This is a genomic window from Lysinibacillus sp. CTST325 (assembly GCF_054665055.1).
This window is the reverse complement of the sequence record NZ_BAAFHO010000015.1, coordinates 100,918-113,725: the sequence shown is the minus strand read 5'-3', so window position 1 is coordinate 113,725 and position 12,808 is coordinate 100,918. Positions and strand designations below refer to the sequence as shown.

At 37.1% G+C, this 12,808-nt stretch carries 15 protein-coding genes; 3 read left to right on the top strand and 12 right to left on the bottom strand.

Going from position 1 to position 12,808, the window contains the following annotated elements:
* A partial coding sequence (locus tag ACYQ73_RS23770) for an IS3 family transposase (protein WP_460014710.1) occupies positions 1-89 on the top strand: 89 nt, incomplete at its 5' end.
* 180 nt (positions 90-269) lie between these two features.
* Here ACYQ73_RS23770 and ACYQ73_RS23765 read toward each other — a convergent pair.
* The 8 genes from ACYQ73_RS23765 to ACYQ73_RS23730 all read right to left on the bottom strand — a co-directional run bounded on the left by ACYQ73_RS23765 (position 270) and on the right by ACYQ73_RS23730 (position 8,141).
* Positions 270-644, bottom strand: coding sequence for a carboxymuconolactone decarboxylase family protein (locus ACYQ73_RS23765; RefSeq protein ID WP_460014707.1), 375 nt, complete (start codon positions 642-644; stop codon positions 270-272).
* Between the two features lie 210 nt (positions 645-854).
* Positions 855-2,228, bottom strand: coding sequence for an argininosuccinate lyase (gene argH / locus ACYQ73_RS23760; RefSeq protein WP_460014706.1), 1,374 nt, complete (start codon positions 2,226-2,228; stop codon positions 855-857).
* 79 nt (positions 2,229-2,307) lie between these two features.
* Positions 2,308-3,501: an argininosuccinate synthase gene (locus ACYQ73_RS23755; RefSeq protein ID WP_460014705.1), complete on the bottom strand. Its 1,194-nt coding sequence runs from the start codon at positions 3,499-3,501 to the stop codon at positions 2,308-2,310.
* Positions 3,502-4,005: 504 nt separating this feature from the next.
* Complete coding sequence (locus ACYQ73_RS23750) at positions 4,006-5,358, bottom strand: serine hydrolase domain-containing protein (protein WP_460014704.1); 1,353 nt, start codon at positions 5,356-5,358, stop codon at positions 4,006-4,008.
* Positions 5,345-5,800, bottom strand: a complete 456-nt coding sequence (locus ACYQ73_RS23745; RefSeq protein ID WP_460014703.1) for a MarR family winged helix-turn-helix transcriptional regulator — start codon at positions 5,798-5,800, stop codon at positions 5,345-5,347. The genes ACYQ73_RS23750 and ACYQ73_RS23745 overlap by 14 nt, the downstream gene beginning before the upstream one ends.
* Positions 5,801-5,920: 120 nt before the next feature.
* A complete protein-coding gene (locus ACYQ73_RS23740; protein ID WP_460014702.1) occupies positions 5,921-6,676 on the bottom strand; it encodes an SDR family NAD(P)-dependent oxidoreductase in 756 nt (251 codons plus the stop codon).
* Positions 6,677-6,684: 8 nt separating this feature from the next.
* Positions 6,685-7,632, bottom strand: a complete 948-nt coding sequence (locus tag ACYQ73_RS23735; protein WP_460014701.1) for an MBL fold metallo-hydrolase — start codon at positions 7,630-7,632, stop codon at positions 6,685-6,687.
* A gap of 290 nt (positions 7,633-7,922) precedes the next feature.
* On the bottom strand, positions 7,923-8,141 hold the full coding sequence (locus tag ACYQ73_RS23730; protein WP_460014700.1) for a hypothetical protein: 219 nt from the start codon (positions 8,139-8,141) through the stop codon (positions 7,923-7,925).
* An 83-nt stretch (positions 8,142-8,224) separates the two neighbouring features.
* On the opposite strand from ACYQ73_RS23730, the gene proC reads away from it, so the two are divergent.
* Together proC and namA are read left to right on the top strand one after the other, a co-directional pair.
* A complete protein-coding gene (gene proC / locus ACYQ73_RS23725) occupies positions 8,225-9,031 on the top strand; it encodes a pyrroline-5-carboxylate reductase (RefSeq protein ID WP_460014699.1) in 807 nt (268 codons plus the stop codon).
* A 197-nt stretch (positions 9,032-9,228) separates the two neighbouring features.
* Positions 9,229-10,239, top strand: coding sequence for an NADPH dehydrogenase NamA (gene namA / locus ACYQ73_RS23720; protein WP_460014698.1), 1,011 nt, complete (start codon positions 9,229-9,231; stop codon positions 10,237-10,239).
* 287 nt (positions 10,240-10,526) lie between these two features.
* Here the strand turns inward: namA and ACYQ73_RS23715 are convergent, their stop codons facing one another.
* The 4 genes from ACYQ73_RS23715 to ACYQ73_RS23700 form a co-directional block, all read right to left on the bottom strand.
* Positions 10,527-11,141: an Imm43 family immunity protein gene (locus ACYQ73_RS23715; protein WP_460014697.1), complete on the bottom strand. Its 615-nt coding sequence runs from the start codon at positions 11,139-11,141 to the stop codon at positions 10,527-10,529.
* Between the two features lie 230 nt (positions 11,142-11,371).
* Positions 11,372-11,725, bottom strand: a complete 354-nt coding sequence (locus ACYQ73_RS23710) for a hypothetical protein (protein WP_460014696.1) — start codon at positions 11,723-11,725, stop codon at positions 11,372-11,374.
* Positions 11,726-11,857: 132 nt separating this feature from the next.
* Positions 11,858-12,079 carry a hypothetical protein gene (locus ACYQ73_RS23705; protein ID WP_460014695.1) on the bottom strand — a complete coding sequence of 74 codons (222 nt, stop codon included), beginning with the start codon at positions 12,077-12,079 and terminating at the stop codon, positions 11,858-11,860.
* A gap of 145 nt (positions 12,080-12,224) precedes the next feature.
* Complete coding sequence (locus ACYQ73_RS23700; protein ID WP_460014694.1) at positions 12,225-12,761, bottom strand: SMI1/KNR4 family protein; 537 nt, start codon at positions 12,759-12,761, stop codon at positions 12,225-12,227.
* Positions 12,762-12,808 lie beyond the last annotated feature (47 nt).

Genomic DNA, 12,808 nt, shown 5'->3' with positions numbered 1-12,808 from the left:
ATATCAATTACTATAATACGAAACGGATTAAGGCAAAATTAAAAACGAGTCCGGTGCAATACCGAACTCGTTTTACCCAAGCTGCCTAATGAAATAACTGTGTCTAACTTTTAGGGGTCACTTCAAAATGCAGAGTTTTATTTTAGGCGTCTTCTTTAAAGACTTGTTGCGCAATGGATCAATTATGCCTCGGCATAATTGCGTCCGGAATCGGCTTTGTGCTTGCACAAAGCCGATTCCGTGACATCCGCCGGAGGCTTTAACTTTTTTCAATAGGTGTTTGGACACCTGCTGAAAAAAGTTAAAGCATTTTGTACACGTGGAAAACCTATATATGGCACTAATTGTAATAATGCTTCCACAATTTCTATCTGTGTCAAACCTGCATGTAGACCTCGTTTAATATGTGTTTTTGTTTGTGGGGCAGCACCTTGAGTTACTACTGCTGTAATGACAACAAGTGCACGGCTTTTTGCATCTAGCCCTGGTCGTGAATAAACATCACCATAGGCAAATTCAATAATCATTTTGCGTAAATCTGGGGCTACATCAGTAAGTGCATCTGCCTCAATCATTCGTGCTACTTCTTCCTTTGTCACATACTGTTTTATTGTTTCTAATCCCTTTGTAAAACGCTCATTCATTGAAATCCCTCCCATTGTTATTTCTTTACACAAAAACCCCAATTCCGCGTCTCCAGAATTGGGGATTGTCCTTCACCTATGTAAGGGGCTCTTTTTCGTTTCACCCTCTGGCTCTAACGAAAAAGGAAAATGGTTTTTCATAGTGCCTCACTGGACAGCTTTAATGAATATCTATGCAAAAGTCACAAGGACATGCACGCTAAGTTATGGTTAAACAAGACAAGCTTTTGCCTTTTCGATTTGGATGTTTACTTGATCAAACCCTGTACCACCTAAAGAATGGCGACGACGAACGGCTGCTTCAGGCGCTAATACATCGTAAATATCCGCTTCGATAAGCTCACTTTCTTTTTTCATGTCTTCCAGCGGTAAATCTAATAAGTAGATACCCTGTTGAATACATGTGAATACAAGTTTTCCTGTCACTTCATGTGCTTCACGGAAAGGCATACCTTTTGTTGCTAGGTAATCTGCAAGCTCCGTAGCATTGGAGAAGTCAGAGTGTACTGCCTGGTGCAAACGCTCTGTATTGACAGTCATCGTGCGAACCATACCTTCAAAGATTTTTAATGAACCAAGAATTGTATGGACTGTATCGAACATACCTTCTTTATCTTCCTGCATATCTTTGTTGTATGTTAACGGTGTTCCTTTAAGAACGGTTAATAAGCCCATTAAGTTACCGTAAACGCGTCCCGTTTTTCCACGGATTAACTCCGCCATATCGGGATTTTTCTTTTGTGGCATAATAGAAGAACCTGTTGAGAAGGCATCATCTAATTCGATAAATTTAAATTCATCTGTCGACCACAAAATAACTTCCTCTGCAAAACGAGATAAATGCGCCATTAATAATGATGAATTGCTTAAAAATTCAACGATAAAATCACGGTCACTTACTGCATCCATCGAGTTCGCATAAACCTCGTTGAAGCCTAAAAGCTCCGCGGATTTTAAGCGGTCGATTGGAAAAGTTGTACCCGCCATAGCACCTGCACCTAAAGGCAATATATCGATACGCTTAAGTGACTCCGTAAAGCGTTGTTTATCACGCTCTAACATCCAGAAATAGGCCATTAAGTGATGCGCAAATGAGATTGGTTGAGCTCGTTGTAAATGTGTATAGCCTGGAGCAATTGTTTCTACATGCTCCTCAGCCTTTTCAAGCAATGTCTTTTGGAATGTCTCAATTAAGCCGATTGCTTCCTTCACACGTTTTTTCAAGAAAATATGCATATCTGTTGCTACTTGGTCATTTCGGCTACGGCCAGTGTGAAGCTTACCACCTACAGGACCAATTAAATCAATGAGCATTTTTTCCAAATTCAAGTGAATATCTTCATTAGCAACTGTAAATTCAAGCTCTCCTGCGATTGCTTTTTCTTGTAATTGTGCAAGGCCATTTAAAATGGCCTCTACGTCAACTGCTGGTAAAATTCCTGTTGCGCCAAGCATTGTAACATGTGCTACGCTACCTTCAAGGTCTTCTAGAACAAGCTGTTGGTCGAAGCCAATCGATGCGCCGAACTCGTCCACCCATGCTTCTGCTGATTTTTGGAAACGTCCGCCCCAAAGTTTTGTCATAACAGCTCACCTTTTCCTTCATTTCTTTTTGAAAAGGTGCAGCATAGCACAAAGCTATCCTACACCTTGCTTGTCAAAATTAGTTTTTATTTACTGAAGAGTTAACCACTGTTGGCAGACCCCATAATTCGATGAAGCCTACTGCTGAAGCATGATTGAATTGGTCTTCTTTAGAATATGTTGCTAGCTTTTCACTATAAAGTGAATTTGGAGATTTACGTCCTTCCACAATTGCATGACCTTTGTAAAGCTTCACACGTACAGTTCCGTTCACAAATTTTTGTGATTCAGCAAGGAATGATTCCAGTGCCACACGTAATGGAGAGAACCATAAACCATCATAAATTAATTCAGATAATTTTTTCTCAATGACTGGCTTGAAATGCGCTAACTCTTTTACAAGCGTTAAGTCTTCTAGCTCTTTATGTGCTGTTAATAGCACTTTTGCTCCTGGAATTTCATATACTTCACGAGATTTAATACCAACTAATCGGTTTTCTACGTGATCGATACGACCAACACCGTGTGCACCAGCTACTGCATTTAGCTCTTGGATTAAATCAGCAAGCTTCATTTCTTTACCGTTTAAAGCTACTGGCTTACCAGCAACGAATTCAAGTTCTACGTATTCCGCTTCATCTGGAGTGTTTTCCACAGAAACTGTTAAACCATAAGCTTCTTCTGGCGGTGATACCCATGGATCTTCCATTACGCCCGCTTCATTTGCACGGCCCCATAAGTTTTGGTCAATAGAGAATGGTGAATCTAACGTTGCAGGAATCGGTACATCATGTTTCATAGCATATTCGATTTCCTCATCACGACTCCAGCCCCACTCACGTACAGGTGCTAACACTTCTAAGTCTGGATTTAATGCCTTGATTGAAACTTCGAAACGAACTTGGTCATTACCTTTACCTGTGCAACCATGAGCTACTGCGTCCGCACCTACTTGGTTTGCAATTTCCACTAATTTTTTAGAAATTAATGGACGAGAAAGTGCCGATACTAATGGATATTTTTGTTCGTACCAAGTATGAGCTTGTAATGAGATTAGTGCATATTCTTCAGCAAACTCATCCTTCGCATCTACCATATATGATTCAATTGCACCTACTTGAAGGGCTTTATTTTTTACAAACTCAAGGTCCTTACCTTCACCAACGTCAAGACAAACTGCAATAACGTCCCAACCTTGTTCTTTTAACCACGGAATTGCTACAGAAGTATCAAGACCTCCTGAATATGCTAATACTACTTTTTTATTCGTCATAAAAAATGCGCCTCCAATTAATCTATAAGATATGTATGTTTATACATCCACTTAAAAGTTTATACACGAATAGTATCATGTTATAAAAATAAAAACAAGTGTATTTTTATAAATTTATAGACTTTTATGTTTATTGTAAAAAGTGTGTCATTATAATACTTTTAGCGCTTGTACAACTATGAATATTTTTACTCGGAAAAACGAATTTTTACTCGCTACTTGAATGTATATAATATAAATTTCAGGAAAGTACATGGTTCTTTGGCAAAACGAGGGGTTGATTTAACATGTACATTCTGACATGTTCCTAGAATTTTTAAACACTATTAAAAAAGAACCCATTGTTTAAAAATGAGTTCTCATGCCGACAAAAAAGATAAATATTAATTTTTTGTGTATCAATCAATATGAAATACTATTATCTTTATACAAACAAATAATATTTAGTCTACAATCTGAGAATACATTATGCAAACCGGTTTTGTTTGATCTCAAATTATAAAACTACGAAAATATGTTATTATCCTTTAAGCTCGTGGTTATTTTTTTAGCGATCGTTTTTTGACTTTCATTATTAACTATTAATATATCTTGCTTTATCGTTATTAGAACGCCTAAACTACGTAAGAAAAATTCATCTTTTTTTATCGCATGTAATTCAAGTGGCATTGTAGCAGGTAGGAAAATATATAAGCGATTGCCATCTTGTAACGCTATTTCCACTGCATGTTCAGGTTGTTCTTGGAGTTGGTATTTACCTTCATAGCTCTGTAAAATTTCGACTGGTAAATGCACAGCTTTATATTGTTCAGGCTTTTTCGGTAAATGAAATTCATGTGTCGTTACTGCTTTTTCAATCGCTTCACCAATAGCTATTTCATAATCCACTTCTTGCTCTTTACTGCGTAAAAATACAAAGATTGACTTAGATTTTGGATAAATTTTAAATGTAGTTGCATACCCAGGCCATCCACCGCTGTGCCATACACATTTCCCCAGCTGTTCATCCTCGTAAATAATCCAGCCCATACCATAAGAAAAAGGTTCCTCTGCTGTAAGAGTTGAGGGAGTAAAGGCTTGCTCAAGTAAAGCTTCATCCCAAAGCTGTGCTTGAATAACAGCACGCCCTATTTTCCATAAGTCCTCTACCGTCGAATAGATTCCGCCATCGCCAGTAATATAATTCAAACAAGTAGTACTTTTCGTTTCTTCAAGTTCTGAAGGGTCCACATACTGCCCGGTATACACATCAAGCACGTAGCCATGTGCAATTTCATTTGTATATTGTTTAGTAAAAGTAGTTGACGTTACGGTTGTATTCATCATATTTAAAGGTTTAAATATAGAATCATCCATAAATTCAGTAAAACTTTTATTCGCCACACGCTCGATTATAAGAGCTAACAGGACATAACCTGTATTGCAGTATTCCATTTTCTCACCTGCTTTAAAAAGTCGAGGTGGTGCATATTGAATTAATAGTTGCAGAACATCTTCATTTGTGGCAGCTGTTGTTTCATCCCAATTTGAAAACAATGCCATATAATCAGGCAACCCTGATGTATGATGTAATAAGTGGCGCACAGTAATATTTGTGTAAGGTAAATTATCGAACCATTGGCTAATATCATCATCGAATGTTATTTTCTTATCCTGTACTAAAAGTAAAATTCCCAATGCTGTAATCGGCTTTGATACAGAAGCTAAGTTAAAACGTTGATGAAGTTCCATAGGCGCGTGTGTTTCTATCGAAGCTTCGCCATAGGCACCTTGCAATAAAATTGTCTCATCCTGCGCAAGCAAAACTGTACCATTAAACGTATTTTCAAGCTGTTCTTTTACTTTATTCCAATCCATTTGAAATCTCCTCCTCAACAATTTGATATAAGCGCTGGATCAAGCTACGCAATTGTTCTAAATCTGCTTCAGGCATTTTGCTATAAATCTTATCAAGAATAAGCTTATTAATTTGTTCATCGCGATGATAATACGCCTCTCCATTTTCAGCCAACATAACAACCACTTCCCTACGATTATTAGGGTTAATATCACGTTTAAGATAGTTTTCTTTTTCAAGTCTCGCTACTATTTGACTCACCGCACTTGGGGAGATTTCCATAAAGAGCGCAATTTCGCCCATTGTACACTTTTTATGCTTGTGTACAAAATCGATTACCATCGTTTGTTTCATCGACAAATCATCTTTAAATAGAGCTTCTTGAGCCTTCGCTAATTTTACATTCATTTCATAACTATATTGATTAATGTCATCGACAATTTGTTTTATATTTTTAGTCATCTTTACCAGCCTTAATATTTTAGTTAACTTAAATGTTAATTAACATAAATTTTTTTGTCAATAAAAAGGGATTAAAAAAACTGTAAACACACTCAACTTGGTATGTTTACAGTTTAATTCCTATTTTTTATTGAAAAATGATTTGCCTAAAAATTCTACGGTTGCAGGTGCCATTGCATACAGCTTGCTTGTTAATCCCATGATCCTTGGTAAATTAACCTCTCGGACAGGGCGTTCAATTGTTTTTACAGTAGCTTGTGCCACCTCTTCCGCTGTTAATAAAAATCTTCCTAAAGACTCGCGATAGCCACTTTCATCACTCGCCTTATCTAAAAATGGTGTATCGATTGGACCTGGATGTATCGCAGTAACTTTAACATTATACGGAGCCAGTTCCATGCGAAGCCCATTCGTAAAACCGACAATCGCATGCTTTGTAGCAGCATAAACACTAGCCTTAGGTGTCGCTACCTTTCCAGCCTGTGAGCCGATGAAGATTAACTGACCTTGCTGACGTTGCATCATAGGTGATGCGAGACGTTTTGCTAAATACATTGGTACACTGACATTTAGCTCTACCATTTGTCTAATAGCTTCATCTGATAAGTCAGTCGCAATGCCAAATTTACCTACCCCTGCAGATAAAATAGCTACATCTAAAGGCGGTAGTTGTGCACATACTTCATCGATTGTAGATAAATTAGTTAAATCTGCTTGGATCACGTTTGCGCCAACACGTTCTAAAGCTTTTAATGAAACCGCGTTGCGTCCTGTTGCATAAACCGTATGACCCTGTGCTACTAATAATTCTGTCATTTTCAATCCTACACCACTTGTTGCACCTGTAACGAAGATAGTCTTTTTATTCATCTTCATATTTAAACCTACCTCCTTTGAAATAAATAGATACCTTCTTCCGTTTTTGTAGATGTAATGAAATTGTTGGCCTCTAAGTAATCTAAATACCCAAGCGTTTTGGACAACGTCAGACCAAACTGACGCTGAAAAACCGCTGGGTAAAAGCGCTTCGTTACTTGTACAGCAGTTAATGAATCGTCACCAAATAATTCACAGACCTTCAAAGATTGCTGATGCTGGCGTTCTAGTCGTTTATCAATTAATTCAGGAATATTCTCTAACTCAGCACCATGTCCTGTATACATCTTTTTTACGGGTAATCGACGTAAAATTTCTAGCGATTCATTATATTGTAGTAACGATTTAGTACGTCCTAATGTACGGTCTAGTGGTGGCTCAATTAATGGGTTTGGTGTTATTTTTGCAAGCAATAAATCTCCACCTATTACATCATGAGTTTTTTCATCCCAGAATATTAAGTGACTTTGTGCGTGTCCTAATGTTTCAATAGCCTTTAATCCTGGATGTCCTGGCACTTCATCTCCATCGTTAAGAATTTGTGTTAAAGGTCGTTCACCTACAAGCTCTATTTCACGGCGGACATGTACACTCGGCTGGATATATTCTTGAGGAACTCCGTGCTCAAATAAGCGCTCACTGTAAAACTGCACATGGTAACGTAAAAAATCCTCGTCATGACGAAGCCATTTATCGTTATAGGCATGCCCTAAAATTTCTGCGTTTGGAAAGGCATCCACCCAACCTGCATGATCTGGATGATGATGGGTTAACACAACCTGTTCAATATCTCGCATGTCAAAGCCCGCTGCTCGAATACCCCATTTAAGCGTATCATAGGCTTCTATTGTTTTTGGACCAACATCAAAAATGGTCAATGCATCCCCTTTTACAACAAATGCATTCACATCTCCTACTTCATAGGGTGTTGGTATTTCTATTTTGTATATAGACAAAAGCTGTTTCCCCCTTTAATGCAACTAGTGAATACCTATTCATTCTATTTTACAAGTTTTTCTTCTTTTCGTCACCCTCCTGTTGACAGGATGACGTATTATTAATATAATTTTGAATAATCTAATTATATTTGCGCATTGATGAAGCCAAGTACGTAATTGGTGAAGGTGTCTTAGAGAGTGTTACATTTGCTGAAAGTGACATCACCCGCTCCCATTACCGAACCTACTTCTGAGCAGTTATGAAAACATAACCGTTTCCCTTGCGATAAAAGGGCTATGAGTTGTGCCTATTGGCAAACAAAGGTGGTACCGCGGAAACAACAGCGTTTTCGTCCTTCTTTATAAGGACGGGAGCGCTTTTTTTTATCTTCATTCAGCAAATGTTTTAGTAGCGACAGCGTAGGGACAGCTACAAATATCCAAACACCCGCTGAAATAGAGGAACTCAGTCTAAGAACGCTACGTCCTGTGGCAACGACTGAGTGACCAACATCTTGTTGGCCCAAAGCCTCCGGCGGATGTCACGGATTTTCAAAATCCGGACGCAATTACGCCAAGGCGAAATTGAATTTGAACTGGAGGTTTTATCATGAAAAAAATACTATTTATTGGTGCAGGCTCTATGGCAGAGGCGTTGATTCAGGGCTGGATTAAAGAAAAGGTATTTACAGCACAAGAAATTTACGTCACCAATCGCTCAGACAAGGAACGCTTACAATTTTTACACGACACATATAATGTAAATGGCAATTTTGAAGATGCTATTTATCAGCAGGCTGATTTAATCATTTTAGCGATGAAACCAAAAGATGCCGTTGCAGCGATGCGTGAGCTAAAGCCTAAAATTACAGAGCAATCAGCCGTCCTTTCTATTTTAGCTGGTATTGCCATTACTACTATTACAGAACATTTAGGTGCTCGTCCAGTCGCACGCGTTATGCCTAACACTTCTGCCACTATTGGGATGTCTGCGAGCGGGATTGCCTTTAATGACAAAGTGACAGCAGAACAACATGCTATTTTCTTACAGCTTTTAGAGGCGGTTGGTTCAGTTATTGAAGTAGATGAGGATCAATTACATGCTGTAACCGCTCTTTCCGGTAGTGGGCCAGCTTATATTTATTATTTAATGGAGGCATTTGAACGGGTTGGTACAAAGGTTGGTCTCTCGAAGGATACAGTACGACTATTAATGACGCAAACACTTGCTGGTACTGCGGAAATGCTGAAGCAATCCGTCGATGAGCCTGATGTATTACGGAAGAAAGTAACAAGTCCAGGTGGTACAACAGAAGCTGGAATTAAAGCTCTTGAACAATATCGATTTAATGAAGCCATTGAAGCATGCATTAAAGAAGCTGAAGCTCGATCTCGATCACTTGCAAATAGTAAATAATGTGTGCAAAATAAAGTGAAACTTTAATCAGTGGGGGTTTTCTTCACCCCCCTCTGATTATTAGTTGAACGAATCGGGCTTTTACGGGCAGTTTATCTCCCATCTAACTTCTTTGCTTTTGCTAAAATTTTGAGAAGGAGTACTACTGCCCGTTAATGCGGGATAAAGTATATCACTAGGGATTAGGGGGCTTTAAATTGACTAAATTATTCGAACCTTATCATTTGCAAAAAATCACTTTAAAAAACCGTGTTGTGATGGCACCGATGTGTATGTACTCGGCACAGGATGATGGGCTTGCAACACCTTTCCACCAAGTACATTATGCAACGCGGGCTGCTGGTCAAGTTGGTTTAATTATTGTCGAAGCTACTGGTGTTGTACCAGAGGGTCGTATTTCTAGTAACGATCTTGGCATATGGGATGACGCTCATATTGAAGGTTTAGGTCAATTAGTTCAAGGAATGAAAGCATACGGAGCAAAAACAGGCATACAGCTTGCACACGCTGGACGTAAAGCAACTGTAGATGGAGAAATATTTGCGCCATCAGCCATTGCATTTAGCGATGCTTATAAAACGCCAACTGAAATGACATTAGAAGACATTGAATATGTTGTAGAAGCATTTAAAAACGCAGCTGTCCGGGCAGCTAAAGCAGGCTTTGATGTTCTTGAAATCCACGGAGCACATGGCTATTTAATTAGTGAATTTTTATCACCAGCAACGAATAAACGCAATGACCAATACGGTGGCTCTCAAGAAAATCGTTATCGATTATTACGTCAAGTCATCGATGCTATTCGTAGTGTTTGGGAAGGCCCTTTACTTGTGCGCGTTTCCGCTGAGGACTATGCAGAAGATGGTACATCAATGGATGATTTTATCGTCTTCAGTCGTTGGATGAAATCACAAGGTATCGATTTAGTGGATGTTTCTACAGGTGGTATCGTGCAAGCACGTATTAATGTTTTTCCAGGCTACCAAGTAACTCATGCTGAAGCGATTAAGCATGGTGCTGATATTCCAACTGGAGCAGTCGGCCTTATTACGACAGCTATTCAAGCAGAGGAAATTTTACAAAATAATCGTGCTGACTTAATCTTCCTGGCGCGTGTTCTTTTACGCGAGCCATATTGGCCACTTCATGCTGCTAAGGAATTGGGAGAAGAAGTTACACCTCCAGTGCAATACGTACGAGGCTGGTAAACTGTATAGTGGCTCTTCACCAAAATATAAAAAACAGCTTGTTGATTTATGCTAACAAGCTGTTTCCATTTCAATATCGGATCTTTCATTTAATATATCATAGGCATCTGCCGCTCCAAGTGATAAGTTTGTGATGCAGAATTCAACTCTATTTTTCAATTGCTGCGGCGCTTTCTTTTTTTAAAAAAGAGAAAATACCATCCCCTGATGCCCCCTCCCACTCAAAGGAAAGTTTTTAAACAATATAATTTACCGTTCGCTGTTAATGAATAATAATCGATACAATATTAAAGTTTATACACATCAGCTTCATTAGACGGGACAAAGGTAATGCCCTTCAATTTAAGTTTTTCAGCTTCTTTTTTAAATTCTTCTGAACAAAATAATATACTTGAAAGGTTAGTATTATTTATTAGAAAAACATCTGGGAGAGTATTTGATTCTTTCAGCTGTAGATCCCATATTTTTTTTATACTTCCATCTTGCTTATAAAATTCAATATTTGATTTCTCCATATCTATTACATCTTCTAACCTATCATAAAATCGCACGTAATAATATTCCTTTGAAGTTATACTTTCTTTATGCTTATTAACCATGTGCAATTTAGTGTATTGAAAATTATTGATTCCAAATTTTAATAATAAATTTAGAAATTCTGATGTTATGAAAAAACCTTGACTATCCCATCTCAAATCAAACGCATAACTTCTATCCTTTGAAACGAACCATAACTCTTTAGGTAATTCTGTTTTTATATTTTTCGTGGTTCTCCATTGTCCAGCATCAGATTTTCTAGCTTCAAATGGATCTTTTTCAAAGAATTCCGTATGCAATATCCCCTCTAATAAAGTAGGGCATGACTTCTCTTTCTTTTTAAAAATCGCAAATGTATTTCCCATATTAAAAACGCCATTCCCTTCATTTTTAAATAGATAAGTTCTAGGTGTTTATATTAAATTGAATAGGGTAGCTTCCATCTTAATGAATTAAGAAGAAAAAAGTTACTTTACAAACTGCTCCTTCTAAAAATAAGAGACTTTTATTAATATCAAAATACCACTCTAAAAATTCATTAAAACTGCTCCACTGTGGAACAAATTTACCTTTAATAATTGCATTCATCTCTATTTCATTTACATAGTATACGGTTTTTATTAATTTTATCGTATAAAAATATATACTCCCCACTAGTATCACTAAACGGGATAAATTTTTTTGGTAAATTTCCTTCAGGTCTATTTTCCCAAAGAGAATTTGTTAATGCTTCAAAATCGTCGCTATATAGAGAAAACCAGCAAATATTAATCAATTCAGGTCCTTTATTTGTACTAAATGTACTTTCGGTAGTAAATCTTTGAAATTCTGCAAAATCGGAATCATCGGGGATAGCAAGATCACTTATGACCCTATCATATTCTCGATCTTCTTCTGTAATTAGCCAACCTTTATTTAAAAGAAATTTTCTAACTTTATCATTTAACATGTAACTATCCTTTCAATTGTTGTTCTTCAAACTCTTCTCTATCTATTTTTGAACAGATTTCTATGTAGATTGTGATTAGAGCAAGCACCAGCAAGCGCTGCTCATTTAGTGTAACAACTGGCCTCTCCATTCCTACGTCTGATATTGTTTAATCAATGCATTTGCATTATCAGGAAATCTTCTTGCGAGCATTACTAAAATATCAATATGCGCTAACATTGCTTGATATGGTTTATCGCTATTTTTTAACCATTCATTGTTTTTATTTATTTCTTCAATTGCTAGATTAATGTATCGAGCATTTGCAAATTCCGCTGCTTCATTATCTTCAGGCTTAATTCCAAAGATCCTCAATTTCATCCTCCCCCAATACATTTAATTTTTAGGTTTATCCATCCTCTAAATCTTTTTTAATAGATCATCTGAAATCTATCTTTCTTTAGCTATCAATAGAGTCGATGAATCCATTTTCCTATTATCTCCCCATATCTTTCTAATTCTATTCCCTACGTTTTGTCTGAATGTGTTTGCAAAATTCCAAAAACGACGGTGCTACAACGATTGCATCATCAGGGTCGTAACTTTCTTCGTAATCCATATATTTTATTTCTCCTGTTTGGATATCAATCCAAAAATCATTGTCTGCATAATTATCAGCAAAAGGGATATGAAACAAAACAAAGTTCTCAAAGTCCTCAGAGTAATCTATCCTTCTATCTTTTGCTCTTTCAATAGACATTGTGTAATTAGAATCATCCTCATCTTCGATTAATGGAATATGAAAAAAACTCCCAATTTCTATCGAAAAATAATCGTTGTTTAATATTTCATAAAAATGATCAGGGTAAATGTATGCCCCTTTAGTAAATATCCCTCCATTTTTAGCAAGATAAAACTCTATAAAATCTTTTTTTCCTGGAAAGTCGTCAGATACAATTTCATTAATCTCGGAAGTCGATATCTCCTTCCAAGAATACTCAAACAAAATATCTTTATTCAGAAAGTCATTAATGTTACCTTTAGAATTTTTGTTCATTTAAGTCTACTTCCTACTTCCTCTTTTAATTTATTTCGACTTTTATT

What these genes read in the sequence shown, in the direction of transcription:
- ACYQ73_RS23765 (WP_460014707.1), bottom strand. Translation starts at nt 644, where the DNA reads ATGAATGAGCGTTTTACAAAGGGATTAGAAACAATAAAACAGTATGTG.
- argH (WP_460014706.1), bottom strand. Translation starts at nt 2,228, where the DNA reads ATGACAAAACTTTGGGGCGGACGTTTCCAAAAATCAGCAGAAGCATGG.
- ACYQ73_RS23755 (WP_460014705.1), bottom strand. Translation starts at nt 3,501, where the DNA reads ATGACGAATAAAAAAGTAGTATTAGCATATTCAGGAGGTCTTGATACT.
- ACYQ73_RS23750 (WP_460014704.1), bottom strand. Translation starts at nt 5,358, where the DNA reads ATGGATTGGAATAAAGTAAAAGAACAGCTTGAAAATACGTTTAATGGT.
- ACYQ73_RS23745 (WP_460014703.1), bottom strand. Translation starts at nt 5,800, where the DNA reads ATGACTAAAAATATAAAACAAATTGTCGATGACATTAATCAATATAGT.
- ACYQ73_RS23740 (WP_460014702.1), bottom strand. Translation starts at nt 6,676, where the DNA reads ATGAAGATGAATAAAAAGACTATCTTCGTTACAGGTGCAACAAGTGGT.
- proC (WP_460014699.1), top strand. Translation starts at nt 8,225, where the DNA reads ATGAAAAAAATACTATTTATTGGTGCAGGCTCTATGGCAGAGGCGTTG.
- ACYQ73_RS23715 (WP_460014697.1), bottom strand. Translation starts at nt 11,141, where the DNA reads ATGGGAAATACATTTGCGATTTTTAAAAAGAAAGAGAAGTCATGCCCT.
- ACYQ73_RS23710 (WP_460014696.1), bottom strand. Translation starts at nt 11,725, where the DNA reads ATGTTAAATGATAAAGTTAGAAAATTTCTTTTAAATAAAGGTTGGCTA.
- ACYQ73_RS23700 (WP_460014694.1), bottom strand. Translation starts at nt 12,761, where the DNA reads ATGAACAAAAATTCTAAAGGTAACATTAATGACTTTCTGAATAAAGAT.